This window comes from Pseudodesulfovibrio indicus (assembly GCF_001563225.1).
Taxonomy (GTDB): Bacteria; Desulfobacterota; Desulfovibrionia; order Desulfovibrionales; family Desulfovibrionaceae; genus Pseudodesulfovibrio; species Pseudodesulfovibrio indicus.
The window spans coordinates 1,005,669-1,024,458 of record NZ_CP014206.1 but is presented as its reverse complement, the minus strand read 5'-3'; the positions used below and the strand labels follow the sequence as shown (position 1 = coordinate 1,024,458).

Genomic DNA, 18,790 nt, shown 5'->3' with positions numbered 1-18,790 from the left:
GATCGGAAAGGATCAGAAGACGTCGACGAATTCGCAGCTCAAATTCCCGTCGGCGGCCACGGTGACCAGGGCCAGGGAGCCGGATTCGCCCAGCGAGCCGGGGTTGACCAGCCGCACTCCGGAGACCACGGACCAGTCCCTGGCGTGGGTGTGTCCGTAGCAGACCAGGTCGTAGTCCGGGCCGAACGCCTCGGCCACCTTGACCGGCACCTGGGAGCGCGGCCCCCAGCCGTGAGTCACGCCCACGGTCAGCGGGCCGACCTTGGCGGTGAGCGCGGGCTTCAGGTCCGCGAGGGCGGGGTCCCAGTCGCAGTTGCCGCGCACGCACAGAAAATTCGGGTGCTGCATGAAATAGGACCAGGCGGACGGCGAGGTGATGTCCCCGCAATGGATCAGAAAATCGGCGGGCGCGAGCCATCCGGCATAGACGTTGTCGAGCCAGGAGGGCGGCGTACCCATGTGGGTGTCCGAGATGACGGCGATCAGCATCGGGAGGGGGAGGGGCCTATTCTTCGACCTTCTTGGCCCTGAACCGGATGTAGGCGTCCCGAATGGCGGCGTACTTGTCCACGGCGCCGTCGGTCAGGGCCTCGTACTCGTTGCCTTCGAGCTGGAGGGAGAGGGTGTTCAGGTTCTTGTAGGCGCGGATGGCCAGAAATTCCACGAAGGTAAACCGGCCGTAGGTCAGCGGATCGCAGTAGGCGTCCGCGACCCAGCCCACGGTGCCGCGGATGGAGCTGGGGCCGATGAACGGCCAGACCAGGTAGATGCCGTTGCCGATTCCGGCCTTGCCCAGGGTCTGGTCGAAGCCGTCGGCGGTGGGCCGCTCGGGCTCCCAGTTGCGGGGCCTGCCCTCGGTGACGTCGCCCAGGCCGAGCACGCCGAAGGTGGTGTTGGCCACGAACTTGGAGGTCTCCATGAAGGCGGCGTCGAACTTGCCGGTCAGCATGTCGTTGATGAACCTGACCGGGAAGAGCAGGTTGGTGAAGAAATTGTTCACCCAGACACGGGGGCGCGCCGGGACCAGCCAGGCGTACCCTTGGGCCGTGGGCTTGAACACGCCCCGGTAGAGCAGGTCGTTGAAGTCGAACCAGAAGAGGTTCCAGTAATACAGGGGGTCGGCGACCGTATCCTGGCTATTGTAGCCGGCGTCGATCTCGTCGAAGTCGTCTTCGGTGTGGGCCGGGGCGGCGGAGAACTGGGCCAGCTGGATGGTCGGGTCGGCGGGGGCCGCTTCGGGCCCGGACGCAAAGGAAGATCCCGCACACCCCAGAAGGAGCGCGGCGATCAGCGCAAAGGCAGCCAGTCGGCTTCCGATGTCTTCTCCCCTCGTCATGATTCGCTGTTGCCCTCCGGCTCCTGTCCCTCGTCGATCTTCCGAATCCGGTCCTCTATCACCTTGAGCAGGTCTTCGCCCGTTCCCTGATTGAGAATTTCGGCGAATTGACTGCGATAATTCATCACCAGGCTGACGCCTTCGGCGACGATATCGTAAATCATCCACTTTTCCTGAACGATTTTCAAACGAAATTCAACAACTATTTTCTTGTCATTGTCAATGATTTCCGTGACGACCTTGGCGCGGTCCCCCTGGACGAGCTCGCTTTTGTAGTCCACGTTCTGGCCGCCGTACGTCGGAATCTGCTTCAAGTAGGACCGTTCGAGGAGGTTGACGAACGCCTCGGTCAGCTTGGTCCGCAGGTCGTCGGACATCTCCAGCCACGGCCGCCCCACGGCGTATTTGGTGACCAGGCCGAAGTCGATGTATTCGTCGGCCACGGCGCGCAGCCGGTCGATGGCCGCATCGTGCTTCGCGGCGTCCTGCATGTCCGGGTCGGAGAGCATCTCGATGAGCTTGTCCGCACCCTCGCGCACGCGCTCCGTGGGGGTCTGCCCCGCCAGGGCGGCGGAGCCGGCCGTCGCCAGGAGACAGGTCAGAAACAATGCCGGAATCAGTCTTCTTAACACCATGGTCTTCCTTCTGAATATCCAGAGATAATGACTATACCTCGCCAAAGGCGAACTTGCTTATCAGGTCCTCGAGGTCGATGGCGGGCTGGGTGTCGAACAGGGTGTCGCCCGGCTTGACCGGGTCGCCCACGCCGCCCGGGGCGATCTTCACGTACTTGTCGCCGATCAGCCCGTTGGTCTTGATGGCCGCAATGGCGTCGTCCGTCAACTCCACTTCCTTGAGGATCATCATCGAGACCGAGGCCACGCCCTTCTTCTGGTTCAGGGCGATGGTGCTGACGAAACCGATCTCCACGCCGTACATCTGCACCGGGGCGTTGACTTTCAGCCCGGAGATGTCGGTGAAGTCCGCCTTGAGCATGTAGTACTTGTCAGAGAAGAGCTGCACGTTGCCGAGCTTGACGCTCATGTAGACCACGGCCAACAGGCCCATGATCACGAAAATTCCCACTGCGGTCTCTTTCTTTAGCTTGAACATCGGTTATCCTTCCGGATCGTTATTTTTTCGCCCAGCGCCCTGGTGCAGTCGATCTTCATCATGGACGGATCGATGGGCGGCATGGTCAGCCTGGGGGCGTCCCGCTCCTCGGCCTTGCGGTCCAGGAAATGGCGCAAATACGGATCTTCCGTCTTCTCCAGCTCCTCTATGGTCCCCTGGTACAGGCAGCGGTGCTCGCCCAGGATGACGACGAAGTCCGCCAGGGCGCGCATGCTGGCCAGGTCGTGGGTGACCACCACCATGGTCATGTCGAAATGGCACATCATCTCCAGCAGCAGCAGGTCCAGCTCGGCCGAGAGCACCGGATCCAGCCCGGAAGTCGGCTCGTCGCAGAACAGCACTTGCGGGTCCATGACCAGGGCGCGGGCCAGCCCGGCGCGCTTGCGCATGCCGCCGGACAGCTCGTTGGGGAACAGGTCCAGCGCATGCCCCAGCCCGACCATCTCCAGCCGGTCCTGGACGATGCGCATGATCTCCGGCTCCTTGAGCTTGGTGTGCTCGCGCAGGGGCAGGGCGATGTTGTCCTTGAGCCTGAGCGACCCGAGGAGAGCGCCGTCCTGGAAGAGCACGCCCGTGCGCTGCCGGATGCAGTGCCGCTCCCGCCCGGACAAAGCCCCCAGGTCGAGGTCGCCCAGCAGGATGCGCCCGCTCATGGGCGGGTGCAGGCCGAGAATGTGTTTGAGCACCGTGGACTTGCCGCAGCCGGAACCGCCCACGATCATGGACAGCTGCCCGCCGGGGAACTCGATGTCGAGCCCCCCGACCACGGCCTTGTCGCCGTAGCCGACAGTCAGGTTCTCCAATCGTATGCTCGGGGCTTTGCTCACGGGATCACCCTACCACAACAGCGAGGTCAGAATATAGTCAGCGGCCAGGATTATCACGCACGACTTGACCACCGCGTTGGTCGTGGACTGGCTCACGCCCTCCGGACCGGCGTGGCCCGAACGGGTGTGGGTGAAATACCCCTCGAAACAACAGACCGTGCAGACCAGGGCGGCGAACACGATGGACTTGATGAACCCGCCCTCGATGTCGTCCCAGTCCAGCGATCCCTGGACCCGCGACCAGTACACGCCCGCGTTGGCCCCCAGCAGCTTGACGCCGGTCAGCCAGCCGCCCCAGACGGCGATGAGGTCGAAAAACGCGGTCAGCAGCGGGAAGCTGATCAGGCTGGCGGCCATCTTCGGGGCCACCAGATAGCGCATGGGATTGATGTCCATGATGGACAGGGCGTCGATCTGCTCGGAGATGCGCATGACCCCGATCTCGGCGGTCATGGCCGAACCGGCGCGCCCGGTGAGCATGATCGCGGTCAGCACCGGCCCCAGTTCGCGGACCATGGACAGGGCCACGCCCGTGCCCAGGAACCCGTCGGCCCCGAACACGGAGAGCGCGAAATAAAGCTGCATGCCCATGACCATGCCGGTGAACAGCCCGATCAGGGCGATGACCGACACGGACTGGACGCCGATGAAATATATCTGGCGGACGATCTTGGGGAACTGGCCCACGCCGGCAAAGACCAGGCGCAACGAATCGAGCATGAACAGCGTCATGCTCCCGATCTCGTCCACTACCTGGCGGCATATTCCGCAGGGCAACAGCGCAGGGAGAATGCTCCCGCGTGTCTTCTCCGTCATCCGTGGCTCCCCGCCCTTGCGCGGCCTCTATTCGCCGCTCCATCCAACAGCACCAGCCGCCTTGCGGCGGCTGTACACATGTCACTCGATTCAAGGTCCTTAACGAATATGAAGATAAACGGCAAGAGCATTAGATATTTCGGCGGCTGATCGGGAAATTCTCCCGGTTCGGCAACCCCTTGCCCTACCGGGACTTGCCGTTCTTGCGTTCCCACCAGTCCCGGTCCGGCCCGAGATACCACCAGTCCTTGTGGTCCGTCTCCAGCACGGTCCGGGCCAGCTCCCTGCCCCACTGGGTGCGCACCCGCTCCACCGCGCTCTTCAGCCACTCGCCCGCGTACTTGTTGCCCTGGTCCAGCTCCTCCTTGAGGTTCAGGATGAAGTCCAGCTGGTCCGCGTCCTGCGCCAGCTGCGCCTCCAGGGTCTCGGTCTCCTCCAGCTCGGCCCAATAGCCCAGGATGTCCTCGTCCAGGCCCGTGCCTTCGGTGGCGTGCTTCAGCGCCTCGGTGCGGGCGGATTTATTATAGATATGGGCCACGTAGTTGAAGTCGCCGGTGCGCGCCTCGTGCAGGTCGTGGAACAGGCACATGTACGTGGTCCGGGCCACGTCCGCCCCGGCCATCTTGGCCAGGACGTGGCCGATGACCGCCGTGCGGTAGGAGTGCTCGGCCACATTCTCCGAGCCGGACCCCAGGAACTGGTACCCGGTTCTCGGCGTCCTGCGCAACATGCCGCACTCGTTGAAAAAGTCCACGATTCTCGTCAGCCTGCCCCGGTCCTTCATGTCTGCCATTGGATGCCTCCGGCGGCCGGGGGAAGGGGAGGAAAAACCCTTTGAAAAGGGTTCTTTCCTCCCCTTCCCCCGGACCCCCATCCCCTCCTTTTCCCAAACATTTCGGGTCGCCTGCGGCGAAGGCGGAGATCGGGGGGCCGTCTATAGATTATTCGTTAGCTGCGGTAGTCCGCGTTGATGGAAATGTAGTCACGGGTCAGGTCGCTGGCCAGGAGCATGGTGGAGCCGGGGCCGTCGCCCACGTCGATGTGGATGACGATGTCGCGCTCCTTCATGATCGGCTTGAGCAGCCCGTCCATGTCGCCCGGCTCCGGGGTTCCGTTGCGGAAGACCAGCACGCCGCCGATCTTGAGCACCAGGTCCTCGGGCTTGAAGTCCGCGCCGGAATAGCCCGCCGCGCAGATGATCCGTCCCCAGTTGGGGTCCGAGCCGAACAGCGCGGTCTTGACCAGCGGGGAGTTGCCCACGGCGCGCGCCACCTTCTCGGCGTCCTCGTCGGACTTGGCCCCGGAGACCTCGATGAAGGCCACCTTGGTGCCGCCCTCGGCGTCCATGACGATCTTGTACGCCAGCTCCTCCAGCACCGAGAGCAGGTGCTTGCGCAGCAGGATGTAATCCTCCTCGCTCTCGATGGCCACGCCCGACATGCCGTTGGCCAGGGCCATGACGCAGTCGTTGGTGGACATGTCGCCGTCCACGGTCACTCGGTTGATGGTCAGGTTCACGCAGTCGGTCAGCATGACCTGCCACGCCTCGGCGGAGATGTCCGCGTCGCAGACGATGAACGAGAGCATGGTGGCCATGTTCGGGGAGATCATGCCCGCACCCTTGCACATGCCGAGCAGCCGGACCTCGCCGTTCTTCAGCGCGAAGGACGCTTCGGCCAGCTTGTGCACGGTGTCCGTGGTCATGATCGCGCGGGCCGTGTCCTCCGGACCGGCGTGGCCCAGAGTCCCGGCCAGGGCGGGCATCGCCGCCTCCCACTTGGCCATGTCGAACTGCGCGCCGATGACCCCGGTGGAGGCGGGCAGGAGCTCGTCCGCGGGCACGCCCAGATGGCTCGCCGCCAGGTTCAGGGTCTCGCGGCAGTTGGCGCGGCCCTGGTCGCCGGTGCAGGCGTTGGCCTGGCCCGAGTTGACCAGGAAACCGGACATCTTGCGACCGTCGGCCAGCATCTCCTTGCATTGGAGCACCGGCGCGGCCTTGAATTTATTGGTGGTGAACACGCCCGCGGCAACGGCGGGGACATCGCTGACGATGGCGCCCAGGTCGAGCTTGCCGGGCTTCTTGAAGGACGCCGCAGTGGCGGCGAACAGATATCCTGCGGGTATTTTCATCGGGTTCTCCAGATGGATTTTGCAAACAGTCCCCTGCCATACCCCAGAGTCGCGCCGCTGAAAAGAGGCAAGCGGTTGCCTCTTCCGGCAGCCGGGCGTATGCACGAGCACATGGAACCACTCACCCTCATCCTCGTGTTCGCCACCTTCTTCTTCGCCGCCTTCCTCAAAGGAACCGCCGGGCTCGGCTTCGCCACCACCTGCCTCGGCATCATGGCGGCCTACCTCGACATGCGGCTGGCCATCCCCCTGGTCATCATCCCCTCGCTGCTGTCCAACGCCCTGGTCATGATCGACGCCGGAGGATTCCTGCCCATCCTGCGCCGCTTCTGGATGCTCTACCTGGGCGCGATCCCGGGCCTGGCCTTCGGGCTCTGGGTGCTGGGCAGCGGGTCCACCGCCCTGCCCCGGCTGGTGCTCGGCGCGGCCATGTTCCTGTACGGGGCCTGGGGCCTCTGGGGCGGCACCATCCACCTGCGCCAGAACAAGCCCCTGGACGCGGTCATGGGCCTGGCCACCGGCACGGTCAACGGCCTCACCGGGTCCCAGATCATGCCCATCCTGCCCTACCTCATGTCGTTGGACATCACCAAGGATGAGCTGGTCCAGGCCATCAACACCTCCTTCACCATGGCCTCCGTGATCATGCTCCTCGGCCTGGGCAAGCTCGGCCTGGTGAACACCGAGGTGCTGCTCGTCTCCGCCGCCGGACTCATTCCCGTGGCCCTCGGCATCCGCATCGGCGGGCGCATCCGCAGCCGGTTGCCCGAAGCGGTGTTCCGCCGCATCGTGCTCGGTATGATCGCCCTGCTCGGCCTCGGCCTGATCGTCCGCTCCATCGGGTAATCCTTGCAAATGGTGCGGTGAACGGGCATAGATTGAGATACAAACCGGTTCACCCAAGGAGAGACTCGAAATGCGCAGCACGCTGCTTCGTCTGCTGACGGCCGCCGTGGCCGTCGCCGTCCTGTCCCTGCCCGCCCTGGCGGGCCGGAAGCTCAACGTTGCCTCCGGGCAGACCGTCTACGTCCCCATCTATTCCTATATCTATCAAGGCCCCAAGGGTAAGCCGTACAACCTGACCTGCCTGCTCTCCATCCGCAACGTGGACAGCAAGATGGCCATCACCGTGACCTCGGTCCGCTACTTCGACGGCAACGGCAAGCTGGTCAAGGACCACTTCGCCAAGCCCGTGGTCGTCCCGCCCCTGGCCACCAAGGAAGTCTTCGTCCCCGAACGCGACATCTCCGGCGGGTCCGGCGGCAACTTCATCGTCCGCTGGCAGGCCATCGACGACACCGCCGTGCCCATCATCCAGGCGGTCATGATCGGCACCGCCTCGGGACAGGGCATCTCCTTCGTCTGCGACGGCGTGGCCATCGAAGAGGACTAGCCGAACACGAAAAAGGGCCGCCCCATCCGGGACGGCCCTTATCTTTTCCTCACCAGGCGATTACGCCTCAAGCTCCTTCATCAGCCACTCCTTGATGGGCGGCGTCAGCTCGAGGATGCCCTTGATCCCCTTGATGTCCTCCAGCAGCTCCGCCGCCAGGGCCTCGGGAATCTTCTTCGAACAAAGGATCGTGGACCCGTAATTGTCCATCTTCATCAGCACCACCTTGGGCTCGGCCCAGGTGTCGATGGCGAAATAGACGGAATATTCGCCGCTGGTGGTCACCGGCGAACGCATGGCGTCACGATAGTTGTTGTTGCCCCATTCCAGGTACAGGGTGACCGCGTCCTCGTGGATCATGTCCCAGTTCACTTCGTTCAACCACTGCTTGCAGGCGTTGGCTCCGTCGCTCATATGCTTTCCTCCGATTGCGTTCTTTCCATCTATCGATAATAAGTATCAAGGAACGATCTGTCCACCTGAATCGTCAGGGATCGATGCCGCTCTCCCGATTCTCGCGCCGAATACGCCACAGGACCGCAAAACAGGCCAACAGCATCAGCGTGGCCAACTCGCCCTCCCACAACGCCCAGACCAGCACCGCACCGACCAGCAACGAAAACCCCAGCCGCGCCCACTTCAGCCAGGTCCACGGGACCGCCGACCAGTTCTTCTCCCACTCCACGCCCCGGCGCACCAGCCCGGACCACCGGCCCGCAGGCAGCTCGCCAAGGTTCAGCTCGAAAAAGCCCGCCCCGAACAGCACCGCGCCGGCAGACAGCGCCAGATAACTGCGCCACAGCAGCGCGCAGCAGAACAGGGCCAGGGCCGCGCAATGCAGGCTCCAGTTCCACGGCTGCCGGTGCCTGCGCACGGCCAGCTCGAACAGACTCGACGGGGTGACGATCATCCATGCCTCCAGTCCGGACCCTACCGTCCGCGCCGCCGTCATTGCAACCCATTCCGGCTTTGGGTACAACCTGCACCGGAGGAACTAACCATGGACACCTATCTCGTCGCCCGCGCCGTCGCCGAAATCGGCGAATGCCTGCGCGTCCAAGACCATCTCCTGGCCACAGCCGAATCCTGCACCGGCGGCCTCATCGCCAGCACCCTGACCGACACCCCCGGCAGCTCCGAATGGTTCGCCGGGTCCGTGGTCGCCTACGCCAACCAGGTCAAAACCAAACTCCTCGGCGTACCCGAAACCACCCTCGAACAATACGGCGCGGTCTCCGAACCCGTGGTCATCGCCATGGCGCAGGGCGCGCTCAAGGCCCTGGACGCCGACGTCTCCGTGGCCGTCTCCGGCATCGCCGGACCCGGCGGCGGTACGCCCGACAAACCCGTGGGCACCGTCTGGATCGCCTGGGCCTGGCCCGGCGGCAACCGCGCCCGTCAATACAACTTCCAGGGAACCCGCGACCAGATCAAAGGCCAAACCGTCATGGCCGCCGTCAACGGGCTGCTCGGCGTGACCAAGTAGGGCCGCGTAACGACATGCGGGGGGAGGCCTCCGGCGGCCAGGGCGCTGTCCTAGACCCGCTTAAGAACCTTTTGAAAAAGGTTCTTAAGAATCTCCAAAACTTCTTGGCGCTCGCTTCGCTCGGGTTCGTGCGGCGGCGAAAGGCCGGGCCGGGACGCCTTCCGCCGTGCCGGTTGGCGATTTCGGGCGGAAAAAACGGACGAAACTGCGTGCTTCTTCACCAAAAGAAGCACGCAGTTTTTTCCGCCCGAAATCGCGGGTTTATATTTGGAAGAGTCTGGACTCGTTAAAAACGATTTCTTTAGGACGCCGTCCGAAAACGCCGCGAAGCCGACTTGTCGCGTTCCGGCAAGCGTGCCCGCGGCGTTGGGCAACCGTCCCGGAGTGTTCGCGCCGGGCAGCTGACCGCGCGCGGCAGATGTCCGGCGCGAACACTTCGGGACACCGCCTGCCCGCTCCCAGCCAAACCACCGCCCGAAACGCCCCCCTCCCCCGCTTTCATCATCCCACGACGCGGACCGCGCGACGCATCCCCGCGTCCGCACGCACCTGCCGAAGGCACACAAAAAGTTTGGGAGGGTCCAGGGAACCCTTTTCAAAGGGTTCCCTGGCGGGGTTCGAGGCAGCGCCCCGGCCGCCGGAGGCGTCTTTTCCTATTCCATGCCCTCGTCCACGAGCAGCCCACCGCCGGAGGCCGCGCCTCGGGCGAGGTCGTCCACGCGCTCGTTGAGCAGATGTCCGGCGTGGCCCTTGACCCAGTGGAAATCGACCTTGTGGTTTTCGAGCAGGGGCATGAGCCTGCGCCAGAGGTCCTGGTTCTTGACGGGTTTCTTGGCGGCGGTTTTCCAGCCGTTGCGCTGCCAGTTCTTGAGCCACCCCTGGGTGATGGCCTGCTGGACGTATTTGGAGTCGGTCCAGAGGTCCACGGTGCAGGGCCGGGTGAGGGCGGTGAGGCCTTCGATCACGGCCAGCAGCTCCATGCGGTTGTTGGTGGTCCGCTTGTAGCCCTGGGCGAGTTCCTTGTAGTTGTCGCCGGATGCGCCCTTGTATTCGCCGTGGATGAGGATTGCGCCGTAGCCGCCGGGGCCGGGGTTGCCCAGGCAGGAACCGTCCGTATACATGGTCACGCTCTCGCTCACTCTTTGGCTCCCTTGTTCAATGATTCGAGTTTTTTAAATATTTCCACCAATACTTCCTGAATGGCCATGGGCCAGTCGTCCTGCTCGAAGGAGGGGAGCAGGAAGGTTGTCTTGAGATACTCGGCGTAGTCCGGGCCCAGCGCGGTGCGCATGAGCGGCGGGAAGCGCAGCTCGGCCACGCCGATGGACGGGGCGAGGCCCATGTACAGGGTCTTGTCGTCCAGTTCCGGGACCACGAAGTCGCCGCCGTAGATCTGGATGCGGCAGGTCAGCCCCCACTCGTCCTTCAGCGATTTGGTGAAGGAGACGATGAACTTCTTGTCCTCCTTGTCCAGCCGTTTGGTCTCGTCGTAGACCGCGCTCTGCTGGTTGAGGACGTCCACCACGTGCTGGTTGTTCTTGACGAACGCCCAGATGACGGCGGCGAAGACCAGGATCAGGGCCAGGGACCGGATGATCTTTTCCTTGGACGACTCGCCGTACACTCGCGGGATGTTGATGCGCATCGCTATTCTCTATCTTCTGGCCGGGATCGAGGCAAGCCCGGATACAACGGCCATGATTTCTTGGCAGGACGTCGAGACAGGGTCGAGTGCAAGGCGCAAAACCAGTTCAAGACCGAAGCGTACGGAACAGTACGCGAGGGTTTGAACTGGTTGCAGCAACGCAGCAATCGGGCCTGTATCGGCGTCCTACCCCTCGCCGCGAAGGGCCTGGATGGGATCGAGGGAGGCGGCCTGGCGCGCGGGCTTGAGGCCGAAGATCAGGCCCACGGCCTGGGACCCGGCCAGGGCCATGAGGAACGCCTTCCAGGAGAACTGGATGGTCAGGATGTCGAGGCGGGAGAGAAACTGGCCCAGCCCCAGGCCGAGGAACAGGCCGAGCACGCCGCCGAGCAGGGTCAGGGCGCAGGCCTCCACCAGGAATTGGAGCATGATGGCCGAATTGCGCGCGCCCATGGCCTTTTTCAGGCCGATCTCCTCGGCCCGCTCCGAGACCGAGATGGAGAACAGGTTGGCCAGCACGAACCCGCCCACGAGCACGGCTATGCCCGCAGTGACGCCCAGGAACAGGGTCAGGCCGCCCTTGAACATGGACAGGAACTTGAGGACCTCGTCGGCGGTCAGGATGGTGAAGTCGTCGTCCTCTTCCGGGGCCAGATGGTGCAGGTGGCGCAGCAGGGAGCGCAGGTTTTCGGTGTAGGCCCCCATGTGCTCGGCCTCCACGAACTTGACGCGCAACGCCCGGAAATACTGGCGGTCCATGTTGTAGCGCTGGACCAGGGTGGAGAGCGGGATGATGATCCGGTTGTCCACGTCGCCGCCCCGGCCCGAGGTCACGCCCCGGTAGGCGAGCTTGCCCACCACCTGGAACGGGATGTCCGAGATGTAGACCACCTTGCCCACGGGCGACAGGTCGCCGAACAGCTCGCGGGCTGGCGTCTCGCCCAGGATGGCGACCTTGGCCCCGATGCGCTCGTCCTCGGCGGTGATGTCGCGGCCCTCGGCCAGCGGCCAGTTCCAGGCCTGGGCATAGTTCTCGGTGGTGCCGACGATCTGCACGTCCTGATAGTTGCGGCTGCCCGCCTTCACGGTCTGGCCGCCCTTGGACCGCATGGGCAGCACCTGGTACGCGCCCGGCAGGGAATCCCGGATGCGCGCCGCGTCCTCGCGGCTGAGCGTCAGGGTGCGCATGCCCACCGCCCGCTTCTGGAAATTGCCGCCGAACACCAGCGCCGCGTCCGGCCCGAACATCTCGACCATCTCCACGGCCTTGCGGTTCGCCCCGTCCACCGCCGTGACGATCAGGGTCAACGACGCGATCCCGAAGGCCACGCCCAAAACCACGAAAACAGACCGCAACTTGAAGGCCCAAACAGCCTCCAAGCCCATGCTCACCACACGCATCACGGTCCGTATCATCGTTGTCGTCGCCTCCCCCGGACCCCCATCCCCTCTCCCTTCCCAAACTTTTCGGGTCGCTTCGCGAAGGGGGTATCCGAGTTATCGTCGTTCTAACCGTTCAAATTCCAACCAAACCTTTTGACGCCGTCATATCACGCCTCCCCCCACTCTTCTCTCCCCCAACACTCGCCTTCCCGCTCACGCACGGACTTGCCGAAGGCACCCAAAAAGTTTTGAAGGGGGGTCCAGGGGGGAAACTTTTTCAAAAGTTTCCCCCCTGGCCGCCGGAGGCATTCTTCATGACGTCTTCGGCGATGCGGCCGTCGTGGAGCCGGATGATGCGGTCGGCTTCGGCGGCCACGTCTTCGTCGTGGGTGACGAGGATGATAGTCTGCCCGGCGCGGTGCACGTCGTGGAACAGTTTCATGATCTCGGCGGAGGTATTGGAATCCAGCTGTCCGGTGGGTTCGTCGGCCAGGAGGATTTGGGGATCGTTGAGCAGGGCGCGGGCCATGGCCACGCGCTGTTGTTGTCCACCGGACAGCCGCGAGGGCTTGAAGTGCATGCGGTCGGCCAGGCCGACGCGGTCGAGGAGCTCCTCGGCGCGGGCCACGAGCCGGCTGCGCGGTTTGCCGGAGTAGAGGCCGGGCAGGATGACGTTTTCCAGCGCGGTGGCGTAGGAGATGAGGTAGAAGGACTGGAACACGAAGCCGAGCGCCCGGTTGCGCAGGTCGGACTGGTGGTCGTCGTCGAGGCCTGCGGCGTCCTGGCCCAGGAGCCGGTATTGTCCGTCGGTGGGCCGGTCGAGCAGGCCGATGATGTGCAGCAGGGTGGACTTGCCCGACCCGGAGGTTCCCTGAAGGGCGACGAACTCGCCCTGGGCCACGTCCAGGGTGATTCCCTTGAGCACCTCGATGCCGGGCTCGTCGTCCTGTTTGCCCTGGAAGAAGGTCTTGGTGATCCCGGTCAGGGAGATGGCGGGGTCGCTCATCACAATCCCTTCTTGCCGACCTTGGCGCCGGGCAGCACGAGCTGGGTGGCGACCACGTCCCCTTCGGAGAGGCCGTCCAGGACCTCGGAGGTTTCGAGCCCGATCAGGCCGAGGGTCGGTTCGACCTCTTCGGGTTCGAGCTTGGGGTCAGTGACCCGGAAGCAGACCTGGCGGTCCTTGACCCACTTCAGGGCGTTGTTGGGCACGATCAGGACGTCGTCCTTGGTCTGGACGACGATCTTGCACTGGGTGGTCATCTCCGGGCGCAGGAACCCGGCCTGGTCGGCGGTGACCTTCACCAGGGTGCGGTAGTAGACGATGTTGTCGCGGATTTCCGGTTCGGGATAGATGCGGTCCACCTCGCCCTCGAAGACCTTGTCGCGGTAGGCGTCCACGGTGTAGCGCACGGGCAGCCCGGCCTTGACCCGGCCCACGTCGGTCTCGTCCACGTAGATCCACATTTCGAGCTTGTCCGGTTCGAGCACGGTGATCAGGTTGGACACGGACAGGCCGGAGACCACGGTCTCGCCCTCCTGGGCCGCCACCTGGCTGACCACGCCGTCGATGGGCGAATAGATGCTGGTGTAGGAAAGCTGAATCTGGAGGGTGCGCAGCTTGGCCTCGGCCGAGGCCACGGTGTGCCGGGCGATCTGTGCGTCCTGGGTGGCCACGTCCAGGGTGTCCTGGGCTTCGAGCTTCTTCTGCACCAGGGACCGCTTGCGCGGCAGGTTCTTTTCCATGTAGTCGAGCTTGGCCTGGGCCAGTTCGAGGTTGGCGCGGGCCTCGGCGATGCGCGCCTTGAGCTCGCGGGAGTCGATGCGGGCCACGAGGTCGCCCTTCTTGACGCGGTCGCCGACCTTGACGGGCACGGATTCGAGCACGCCGGTGGCCTGGGCGCCGATCTTGACCTGGGCGCCGACCTGGGCCTTGACGATGCCGGTGGCCTCCAGCACGCGGGCCACGGAGCCCCGCTTGACGGTGTCGGTCTTGAGCACCTTGATGCGGTCCTTGGACTGGCCCGCGGTGAAGTACCAGACCCCGCCGCCGGTGAGGAGCAGGGCGATGAGTATGAAGAGGAGCTTTTTCATTACGATCCGTCTTTGTTTTGTTCTATTTTCCGTTGCAGCAGGGCGGAGAAATCCGGCGGCCTGAGCGGTTTGCGCCCGAGGAGCACGTCGCGAAAGGTCACGGCCCGGTAGGCGTAACCGCAGTCGTCCGGGAGCCGTCCTCCTCTGTAATATAGCGACTTGGACGGGTAATTACTACATAAAGCGGGCCTGGCGTCGTGGCAAGAGCAGGTGTTGTCCCCGGCGAGCATGGCGCAGTCGAAGAGGAGAAGGCCGTCCTCGGCCCTGCCGATGGGCCGGAACCGGCCGTGCTCCGGGGCCTCGGCCACCAGCCGCTCGAACCGGGACATGCGGCGCAGCCAGCGGCCCCTGTCGCTGAGCAGGATGGAGCGGCAGCATTTGCCGCAGAGGTTGCAGCGGCCGACCACCTCCACGTCCCTGCGGAGGACGAAGGCGCGGAAACGGCGGAAAAGGCCTATGAGCGGGGGGAACTGAATCACGTCCATATCGAGAGCGCCCGGTCGGGCGTGGTTGAAATCCTGGTTTTTCCTCCGGCTCTTCTTGACCTGCTCACGCAATGTGCCTACTTGTGGGTCATTATGAACTGGGATTGGGAAAAACTACAAAAGCAACAACAGGGGCGTCCCGGCGGCAAGCCGCCGAGCTTCGACGACTTCCAGCAGCAGTTTGACAAGCTGAAGAAATTCAAGCTGCCCGGCTGGAAACTCGTCCTTCCGATCATTGTCCTCCTCTGGATTGCCAGCGGGTTCTACATCGTGGAACCCGACGAGGTCGGCGTGGTCAAGCAGTTCGGGCAATACAACCGCATCACCACGGCGGGTCCCAACTACCACATCCCGTATCCGGTGGAAAGCGTGCTCACCCCCAAGGTGACGCAGATTCGCCGCGTGGAATTCGGCTTCCGGTCCGTGGGCCGTCCGCTGACCCAGGCCTTCCAGCAGGGGGCCAGCCGCGAGGTCAAGGAGGAATCCCTGATGCTCACCGGCGACGAGAACATCGTCTCCGTTCAGTTTATCGTCCAGTACATGATAAAAGATGCAAAAAATTACCTGTTCAACGTCAACGACCCCGAACAGACCCTGGCCCATGCGGGCGAGGCGGCCATGCGCGAAGTCATCGGCAACGGCCGCATCGACGACGCTCTGACCACCGGCAAGCAGGAAATCCAGGTCCAGACCCGCGACCTGATGCAGCGCATCCTGGACAGCTACAACACCGGCCTTTCGGTGGTGGCCGTGCAGATGCAGAACGTGCATCCGCCGGACGAGGTCATCGAGGCGTTCAAGGACGTTGCCTCCGCCCGCGAGGACAAGAGCCGCTTCATCAACGAGGCCGAGGCCTACCAGCGCGACGTCCTGCCCAAGGCGCGCGGCGAGGCGGCCCACATCATCAACATCGCCCGTGCCTACAAGGAGACCAAGGTCCGCAAGGCCGAGGGCGACGCGGCCCGGTTCCTGTCCGTGCTGACCGAGTACAACAAGGCCAAGGACATCACCCGCGAGCGGCTGTACCTGGAGACCATGGAAGAAATCCTGTCCAACCCGGACGCGGAGAAGCTGATCATGTCGAGGGACGCCCTCAGGCAATCCGTTCCCTACCTGCCCCTGGACAAGCTGCCCCGGCAGCCCGAACCCAAGCCGGCGCAGTAAGGAGGACCGGACATGAAGAAAACCACCATCCTTCTCGGCGTCGGCATCGTGCTCGGCGCCCTGGTCCTGACCTCCGCGGCATTCACCGTGGACCAGACCCAACAGGCCATCGTCATTCAGCTCGGCCGCCCGGTGGGCGACAAGTCGCTCGGTCCCGGCCTGCACTTCAAGCTCCCCCTGGTCCAGAACGTGGTCTTTTTCGACGCGCGTATCCTGGACTTCGACGCCAAGCCCGAGGAGATCACCACCACGGACAAGAAGTACATGAACGTGGACTCATACACCAAGTGGCGCATCACCGATCCCCTGACCTTCTACACCAAGGTCCGCACCATCCAGGGCGCGCGCGCCCGGCTGGACGACATCGTCCGCTCCCAGCTGCGCGTGGCGCTGGGCCGCTACACCCTGATCGAGGTCGTTTCGCACAAGCGGCAGGAGATCATGGACGCGGTCACCCTGCGCTCCAAGGAGCTGCTCCAGCCCTACGGCATCGAGGTTCTGGACGTGCGCATCAAGCGCACGGACCTGCCCGCGGAGAACGCCCGCTCCATCTACGGCCGCATGAAGGCCGAGCGCGAGCGGCAGGCCAAGCAGTACCGTTCCGAAGGTCTGGAGGCCTCGGCCAAGATCAAGGCCACGGCCGACAAGGACCGGGCGGTCATCCTGGCCGACGCGGAAAAGCAGGCCGAGATCATCCGCGGCGAAGGCGACGGACAGGCCACGAAGGTCTATGCGGACGCCCTGAGCCGTTCCCCGGAATTCTACGAATTCACCCGCAGCCTGGATGCATACAAGCGCGGCTTCGAGAAAAACTCCCGGTTCATTATGACCCCGGAGAGCCCCTTCCTGAAACACCTGAAGTAATCCGCTATACGTTATTCGGATGAGGATGTGGTCACATGTAGACCACATCCTTTTCTTTTGCCAAAAATTTCCCTAAACGATATTATTGACATTATCGGGATATTCTCCCAAAGTCTCCGGGAGATTTTCCCGATTGCGGAATTGTCCTGGCGGAACCGAGCGTATTCGGTATAGGGGAACCTTTTCCCCATTGGAAAAAATATAATGGAAGGCATGCCGTATGGCCGTTATCCCGATCATAGGGGCGGCATACGCGCAGGCCCTCTGCACCCTTTCAAGGAGCAAACATGCCCAAGAAGAAACGGAGATGCGACGAGGCGCAGCTCAAGTGGTTCGAAGAAGCCCTTGAGCGTATCAAGAAGGCGACCGGGGCGCGCACCCAGGTCCAACTTGCCGAGGTACTGGACGTTCGTCAGTCGAGTATTTCCGACGCCAAGCGCCGTTGTTCGATCCCCGCTGACTGGTTTCTGAAACTCTACCGCAGCCACGGACTGGACCCGGACTGGCTGTCCGAAGGCGTCGAGCCGGTGTACATCAACGCCGACAAGGCCAAGGTGCCCGCCGATACCCTGCTCCGCGAGACCCCGGCCCCCTATGGCCGCATGAATTCCCGCGGCCGCGTGGTGCCCGTCTCCACCATGGCCGGCGCCGACAAGGACGCCGAGGAATGGGAGCCCAAGTCCATTGAAGAGCTGTCCGTGCCCGAGTCCTTCTGCCGTCCCAGGCTGCTGGTGGTGAAGGTCGATTCCGCGAGCATGGACCCGGTCATCACCCGCGGCGCCTTCGTGGGCATCGACCGCGACCAGACCGAACACCCCGACGGCGACCTGTGCGCGGTCCACTTCCCCCACCAGGGACTGACCATCCGCCGGGTCTTCCACCAGGGAGACAACTTCCTGCTCAAGGCCGACAACGGCCAGTACTCCGACCTGACCATCCCCGCCTCGGAGATGAACGCCCGCACCGTGGGCCGGGTCATCTGGGTGCTGCAGAACCTCGCCCCCATGTAGACCGGGGAGACACGAGTCACTTGAAGGGCCGTCCGGCAACGGGCGGCCCTTTTCCGTTCCCTCCCCGCCGGACCGGGGCCAAGGGCGAGAAACCTTGACTTGGGAGCCCAAGCGGCCCTACTCTCCCGGCCATGAGCACCAAGAAGACCTCCCCCGCTGCGGCACAGGCCAAGCCCCTCACCGCCCCCGACATCCAGGCCATGAAGGGCGGCGACAAGATCTGCTGCATGACCGCCTACGACTACCCGTCCGCGCTGATCTCGGACCAGGCGGGCGTGGACGTCGTCCTGGTGGGCGACTCCCTGGCCATGGTCGTGCTCGGCATGGAGGACACCCTGTCCGTGACCATGGACCAGATGGTCCACCATACCCTGGCCGCCAGCCGGGGCGTGAAGCGCGCCCTGCTGGTGGGCGACATGCCGTTCATGTCCTACGCCACCGTGGACCTGGCCCTGAAGAACGGGGGCAGGCTCATGGCCGAAGGCCGGGCCAAGGCGGTCAAGCTGGAGGGCGGCCTGCCCGTGGTCCCGCAGATCGAGGCCCTGACGGCAGCGGGCGTCCCGGTCATGGCCCACGTTGGGCTGACCCCGCAGCACGTGGCCAAATTCGGCGGGTTCAAGGCCCAGGGCAAGTCCGCGGACGCCGCCCGCGCGCTCATCGAGGATGCCCAGGCCGTCGAAGCCGCTGGCGCGTTCGCCGTGGTCCTGGAGGCCATCCCGGTGGAGGTCGCCGCACTGATCACCGACGCCCTGACCATCCCGACCATCGGCATCGGCGCGGGCAACGTGACCGACGGCCAGGTCCTGGTCTACCACGACGTGCTCGGCCTCTTCGACCGCTTCACCCCCAAGTTCGTGCGCCGCTTCGCCGAGCTGGGCGAGGCCTCCCGCGAGGCCATCGAGACCTACTGCGCCGAGGTCAGGCGCACCACCTTCCCCGGCGACAAGAACACCTTCTACATGCCCGAGGGCGAGGTCGCCCAGGTCCGCAAGATCAAGGTCAAAACCAAAAAGAAATAGACAG

Annotated in this window: 23 protein-coding genes; 7 read left to right on the top strand and 16 right to left on the bottom strand. The window is 64.1% G+C overall.

The window, feature by feature from the left end; all coding sequences use genetic code 11:
- Positions 1–12: 12 nt before the first annotated feature.
- The 8 genes from AWY79_RS04730 to argJ all read right to left on the bottom strand — a co-directional run bounded on the left by AWY79_RS04730 (position 13) and on the right by argJ (position 6,243).
- Positions 13–489, bottom strand: a complete 477-nt coding sequence (locus tag AWY79_RS04730; RefSeq protein WP_066800993.1) for a metallophosphoesterase family protein — start codon at positions 487–489, stop codon at positions 13–15.
- 16 nt (positions 490–505) lie between these two features.
- Positions 506–1,336 (bottom strand): MlaA family lipoprotein, encoded by an 831-nt coding sequence (locus tag AWY79_RS04725; RefSeq protein WP_066800991.1) that lies wholly within the window; start codon positions 1,334–1,336, stop codon positions 506–508.
- The gene (locus tag AWY79_RS04720; RefSeq protein WP_066800989.1) at positions 1,333–1,971 is read right to left on the bottom strand and encodes a Tgt2/MlaC family protein; all 639 of its coding nucleotides are present in this window, start codon (positions 1,969–1,971) and stop codon (positions 1,333–1,335) included. Before AWY79_RS04720 ends, AWY79_RS04725 begins: the two co-directional genes overlap by 4 nt.
- A 31-nt stretch (positions 1,972–2,002) precedes the next feature.
- A complete protein-coding gene (gene mlaD / locus AWY79_RS04715) occupies positions 2,003–2,449 on the bottom strand; it encodes an outer membrane lipid asymmetry maintenance protein MlaD (RefSeq protein ID WP_066800987.1) in 447 nt (148 codons plus the stop codon).
- Positions 2,437–3,297 carry an ABC transporter ATP-binding protein gene (locus AWY79_RS04710; RefSeq protein ID WP_066800985.1) on the bottom strand — a complete coding sequence of 287 codons (861 nt, stop codon included), beginning with the start codon at positions 3,295–3,297 and terminating at the stop codon, positions 2,437–2,439. Before AWY79_RS04710 ends, mlaD begins: the two co-directional genes overlap by 13 nt.
- 9 nt (positions 3,298–3,306) lie before the next feature.
- On the bottom strand, positions 3,307–4,113 hold the full coding sequence (locus AWY79_RS04705) for an MlaE family ABC transporter permease (protein ID WP_066800983.1): 807 nt from the start codon (positions 4,111–4,113) through the stop codon (positions 3,307–3,309).
- A 184-nt stretch (positions 4,114–4,297) separates the two neighbouring features.
- Entirely contained in the window at positions 4,298–4,906 is a 609-nt protein-coding gene (locus AWY79_RS04700) for an HD domain-containing protein (RefSeq protein ID WP_066800981.1), read from the bottom strand.
- A 155-nt stretch (positions 4,907–5,061) separates the two neighbouring features.
- Positions 5,062–6,243: a bifunctional glutamate N-acetyltransferase/amino-acid acetyltransferase ArgJ gene (argJ, locus tag AWY79_RS04695; protein WP_066800980.1), complete on the bottom strand. Its 1,182-nt coding sequence runs from the start codon at positions 6,241–6,243 to the stop codon at positions 5,062–5,064.
- A 111-nt stretch (positions 6,244–6,354) separates the two neighbouring features.
- On the opposite strand from argJ, the gene AWY79_RS04690 reads away from it, so the two are divergent.
- Positions 6,355–7,089 (top strand): sulfite exporter TauE/SafE family protein, encoded by a 735-nt coding sequence (locus tag AWY79_RS04690; RefSeq protein WP_066806995.1) that lies wholly within the window; start codon positions 6,355–6,357, stop codon positions 7,087–7,089.
- A 70-nt stretch (positions 7,090–7,159) separates the two neighbouring features.
- Positions 7,160–7,636 carry a DUF3124 domain-containing protein gene (locus AWY79_RS04685; RefSeq protein WP_066800978.1) on the top strand — a complete coding sequence of 159 codons (477 nt, stop codon included), beginning with the start codon at positions 7,160–7,162 and terminating at the stop codon, positions 7,634–7,636.
- 60 nt (positions 7,637–7,696) lie between these two features.
- On the opposite strand, the gene AWY79_RS04680 is transcribed toward AWY79_RS04685, so the two are convergent.
- Complete coding sequence (locus AWY79_RS04680) at positions 7,697–8,050, bottom strand: DVU0772 family protein (protein ID WP_066800977.1); 354 nt, start codon at positions 8,048–8,050, stop codon at positions 7,697–7,699.
- Positions 8,051–8,123: 73 nt separating this feature from the next.
- Complete coding sequence (locus AWY79_RS04675) at positions 8,124–8,546, bottom strand: hypothetical protein (RefSeq protein ID WP_066800975.1); 423 nt, start codon at positions 8,544–8,546, stop codon at positions 8,124–8,126.
- Positions 8,547–8,636: 90 nt separating this feature from the next.
- Between AWY79_RS04675 and AWY79_RS04670 the strand changes: the two genes are divergently transcribed.
- Positions 8,637–9,122, top strand: a complete 486-nt coding sequence (locus AWY79_RS04670) for a CinA family protein (protein WP_066800973.1) — start codon at positions 8,637–8,639, stop codon at positions 9,120–9,122.
- Between the two features lie 653 nt (positions 9,123–9,775).
- On the opposite strand, the gene rnhA is transcribed toward AWY79_RS04670, so the two are convergent.
- From rnhA to AWY79_RS04640, 6 genes are all read right to left on the bottom strand, one after another.
- Positions 9,776–10,243: a ribonuclease HI gene (rnhA, locus tag AWY79_RS04665; RefSeq protein WP_066806994.1), complete on the bottom strand. Its 468-nt coding sequence runs from the start codon at positions 10,241–10,243 to the stop codon at positions 9,776–9,778.
- Positions 10,244–10,257: 14 nt separating this feature from the next.
- A complete protein-coding gene (locus AWY79_RS04660; RefSeq protein WP_066800971.1) occupies positions 10,258–10,767 on the bottom strand; it encodes a hypothetical protein in 510 nt (169 codons plus the stop codon).
- Positions 10,768–10,953: 186 nt separating this feature from the next.
- Complete coding sequence (locus tag AWY79_RS04655; RefSeq protein ID WP_066800968.1) at positions 10,954–12,183, bottom strand: ABC transporter permease; 1,230 nt, start codon at positions 12,181–12,183, stop codon at positions 10,954–10,956.
- 244 nt (positions 12,184–12,427) lie between these two features.
- Positions 12,428–13,156, bottom strand: a complete 729-nt coding sequence (locus AWY79_RS04650; protein ID WP_066800962.1) for an ABC transporter ATP-binding protein — start codon at positions 13,154–13,156, stop codon at positions 12,428–12,430.
- A complete protein-coding gene (locus tag AWY79_RS04645) occupies positions 13,156–14,244 on the bottom strand; it encodes an efflux RND transporter periplasmic adaptor subunit (protein WP_078063616.1) in 1,089 nt (362 codons plus the stop codon). Before AWY79_RS04645 ends, AWY79_RS04650 begins: the two co-directional genes overlap by 1 nt.
- The gene (locus AWY79_RS04640) at positions 14,244–14,801 is read right to left on the bottom strand and encodes a YkgJ family cysteine cluster protein (RefSeq protein ID WP_233491002.1); all 558 of its coding nucleotides are present in this window, start codon (positions 14,799–14,801) and stop codon (positions 14,244–14,246) included. The genes AWY79_RS04645 and AWY79_RS04640 overlap by 1 nt, the downstream gene beginning before the upstream one ends.
- Before the next feature lie 21 nt (positions 14,802–14,822).
- Between AWY79_RS04640 and hflK the strand changes: the two genes are divergently transcribed.
- The 4 genes from hflK (at position 14,823) to panB (ending at position 18,786) form a co-directional block, all read left to right on the top strand.
- Positions 14,823–15,893: an FtsH protease activity modulator HflK gene (gene hflK, locus AWY79_RS04635; RefSeq protein WP_066800946.1), complete on the top strand. Its 1,071-nt coding sequence runs from the start codon at positions 14,823–14,825 to the stop codon at positions 15,891–15,893.
- Positions 15,894–15,905: 12 nt separating this feature from the next.
- Positions 15,906–16,757 carry a protease modulator HflC gene (hflC, locus tag AWY79_RS04630; protein WP_066800943.1) on the top strand — a complete coding sequence of 284 codons (852 nt, stop codon included), beginning with the start codon at positions 15,906–15,908 and terminating at the stop codon, positions 16,755–16,757.
- A 287-nt stretch (positions 16,758–17,044) separates the two neighbouring features.
- The gene (locus tag AWY79_RS04625; protein ID WP_066800940.1) at positions 17,045–17,767 is read left to right on the top strand and encodes a LexA family transcriptional regulator; all 723 of its coding nucleotides are present in this window, start codon (positions 17,045–17,047) and stop codon (positions 17,765–17,767) included.
- A 131-nt stretch (positions 17,768–17,898) separates the two neighbouring features.
- Positions 17,899–18,786 (top strand): 3-methyl-2-oxobutanoate hydroxymethyltransferase, encoded by an 888-nt coding sequence (gene panB / locus AWY79_RS04620; RefSeq protein ID WP_066800937.1) that lies wholly within the window; start codon positions 17,899–17,901, stop codon positions 18,784–18,786.
- Positions 18,787–18,790 lie beyond the last annotated feature (4 nt).

Bases quoted from the DNA above. Each gene is read 5' to 3' on its own strand.
- AWY79_RS04650 (WP_066800962.1), bottom strand. From the start codon at position 13,156: ATGAGCGACCCCGCCATCTCCCTGACCGGGATCACCAAGACCTTCTTC.
- AWY79_RS04645 (WP_078063616.1), bottom strand. From the start codon at position 14,244: ATGAAAAAGCTCCTCTTCATACTCATCGCCCTGCTCCTCACCGGCGGC.
- AWY79_RS04685 (WP_066800978.1), top strand. From the start codon at position 7,160: ATGCGCAGCACGCTGCTTCGTCTGCTGACGGCCGCCGTGGCCGTCGCC.
- mlaD (WP_066800987.1), bottom strand. From the start codon at position 2,449: ATGTTCAAGCTAAAGAAAGAGACCGCAGTGGGAATTTTCGTGATCATG.
- hflK (WP_066800946.1), top strand. From the start codon at position 14,823: ATGAACTGGGATTGGGAAAAACTACAAAAGCAACAACAGGGGCGTCCC.
- AWY79_RS04705 (WP_066800983.1), bottom strand. From the start codon at position 4,113: ATGACGGAGAAGACACGCGGGAGCATTCTCCCTGCGCTGTTGCCCTGC.
- AWY79_RS04720 (WP_066800989.1), bottom strand. From the start codon at position 1,971: ATGGTGTTAAGAAGACTGATTCCGGCATTGTTTCTGACCTGTCTCCTG.
- AWY79_RS04690 (WP_066806995.1), top strand. From the start codon at position 6,355: ATGGAACCACTCACCCTCATCCTCGTGTTCGCCACCTTCTTCTTCGCC.
- AWY79_RS04730 (WP_066800993.1), bottom strand. From the start codon at position 489: ATGCTGATCGCCGTCATCTCGGACACCCACATGGGTACGCCGCCCTCC.
- AWY79_RS04700 (WP_066800981.1), bottom strand. From the start codon at position 4,906: ATGGCAGACATGAAGGACCGGGGCAGGCTGACGAGAATCGTGGACTTT.
- AWY79_RS04625 (WP_066800940.1), top strand. From the start codon at position 17,045: ATGCCCAAGAAGAAACGGAGATGCGACGAGGCGCAGCTCAAGTGGTTC.
- argJ (WP_066800980.1), bottom strand. From the start codon at position 6,243: ATGAAAATACCCGCAGGATATCTGTTCGCCGCCACTGCGGCGTCCTTC.
- hflC (WP_066800943.1), top strand. From the start codon at position 15,906: ATGAAGAAAACCACCATCCTTCTCGGCGTCGGCATCGTGCTCGGCGCC.
- AWY79_RS04670 (WP_066800973.1), top strand. From the start codon at position 8,637: ATGGACACCTATCTCGTCGCCCGCGCCGTCGCCGAAATCGGCGAATGC.
- AWY79_RS04680 (WP_066800977.1), bottom strand. From the start codon at position 8,050: ATGAGCGACGGAGCCAACGCCTGCAAGCAGTGGTTGAACGAAGTGAAC.
- AWY79_RS04660 (WP_066800971.1), bottom strand. From the start codon at position 10,767: ATGCGCATCAACATCCCGCGAGTGTACGGCGAGTCGTCCAAGGAAAAG.
- AWY79_RS04725 (WP_066800991.1), bottom strand. From the start codon at position 1,336: ATGACGAGGGGAGAAGACATCGGAAGCCGACTGGCTGCCTTTGCGCTG.
- rnhA (WP_066806994.1), bottom strand. From the start codon at position 10,243: ATGTATACGGACGGTTCCTGCCTGGGCAACCCCGGCCCCGGCGGCTAC.
- AWY79_RS04655 (WP_066800968.1), bottom strand. From the start codon at position 12,183: ATGATACGGACCGTGATGCGTGTGGTGAGCATGGGCTTGGAGGCTGTT.
- panB (WP_066800937.1), top strand. From the start codon at position 17,899: ATGAGCACCAAGAAGACCTCCCCCGCTGCGGCACAGGCCAAGCCCCTC.
- AWY79_RS04675 (WP_066800975.1), bottom strand. From the start codon at position 8,546: ATGATCGTCACCCCGTCGAGTCTGTTCGAGCTGGCCGTGCGCAGGCAC.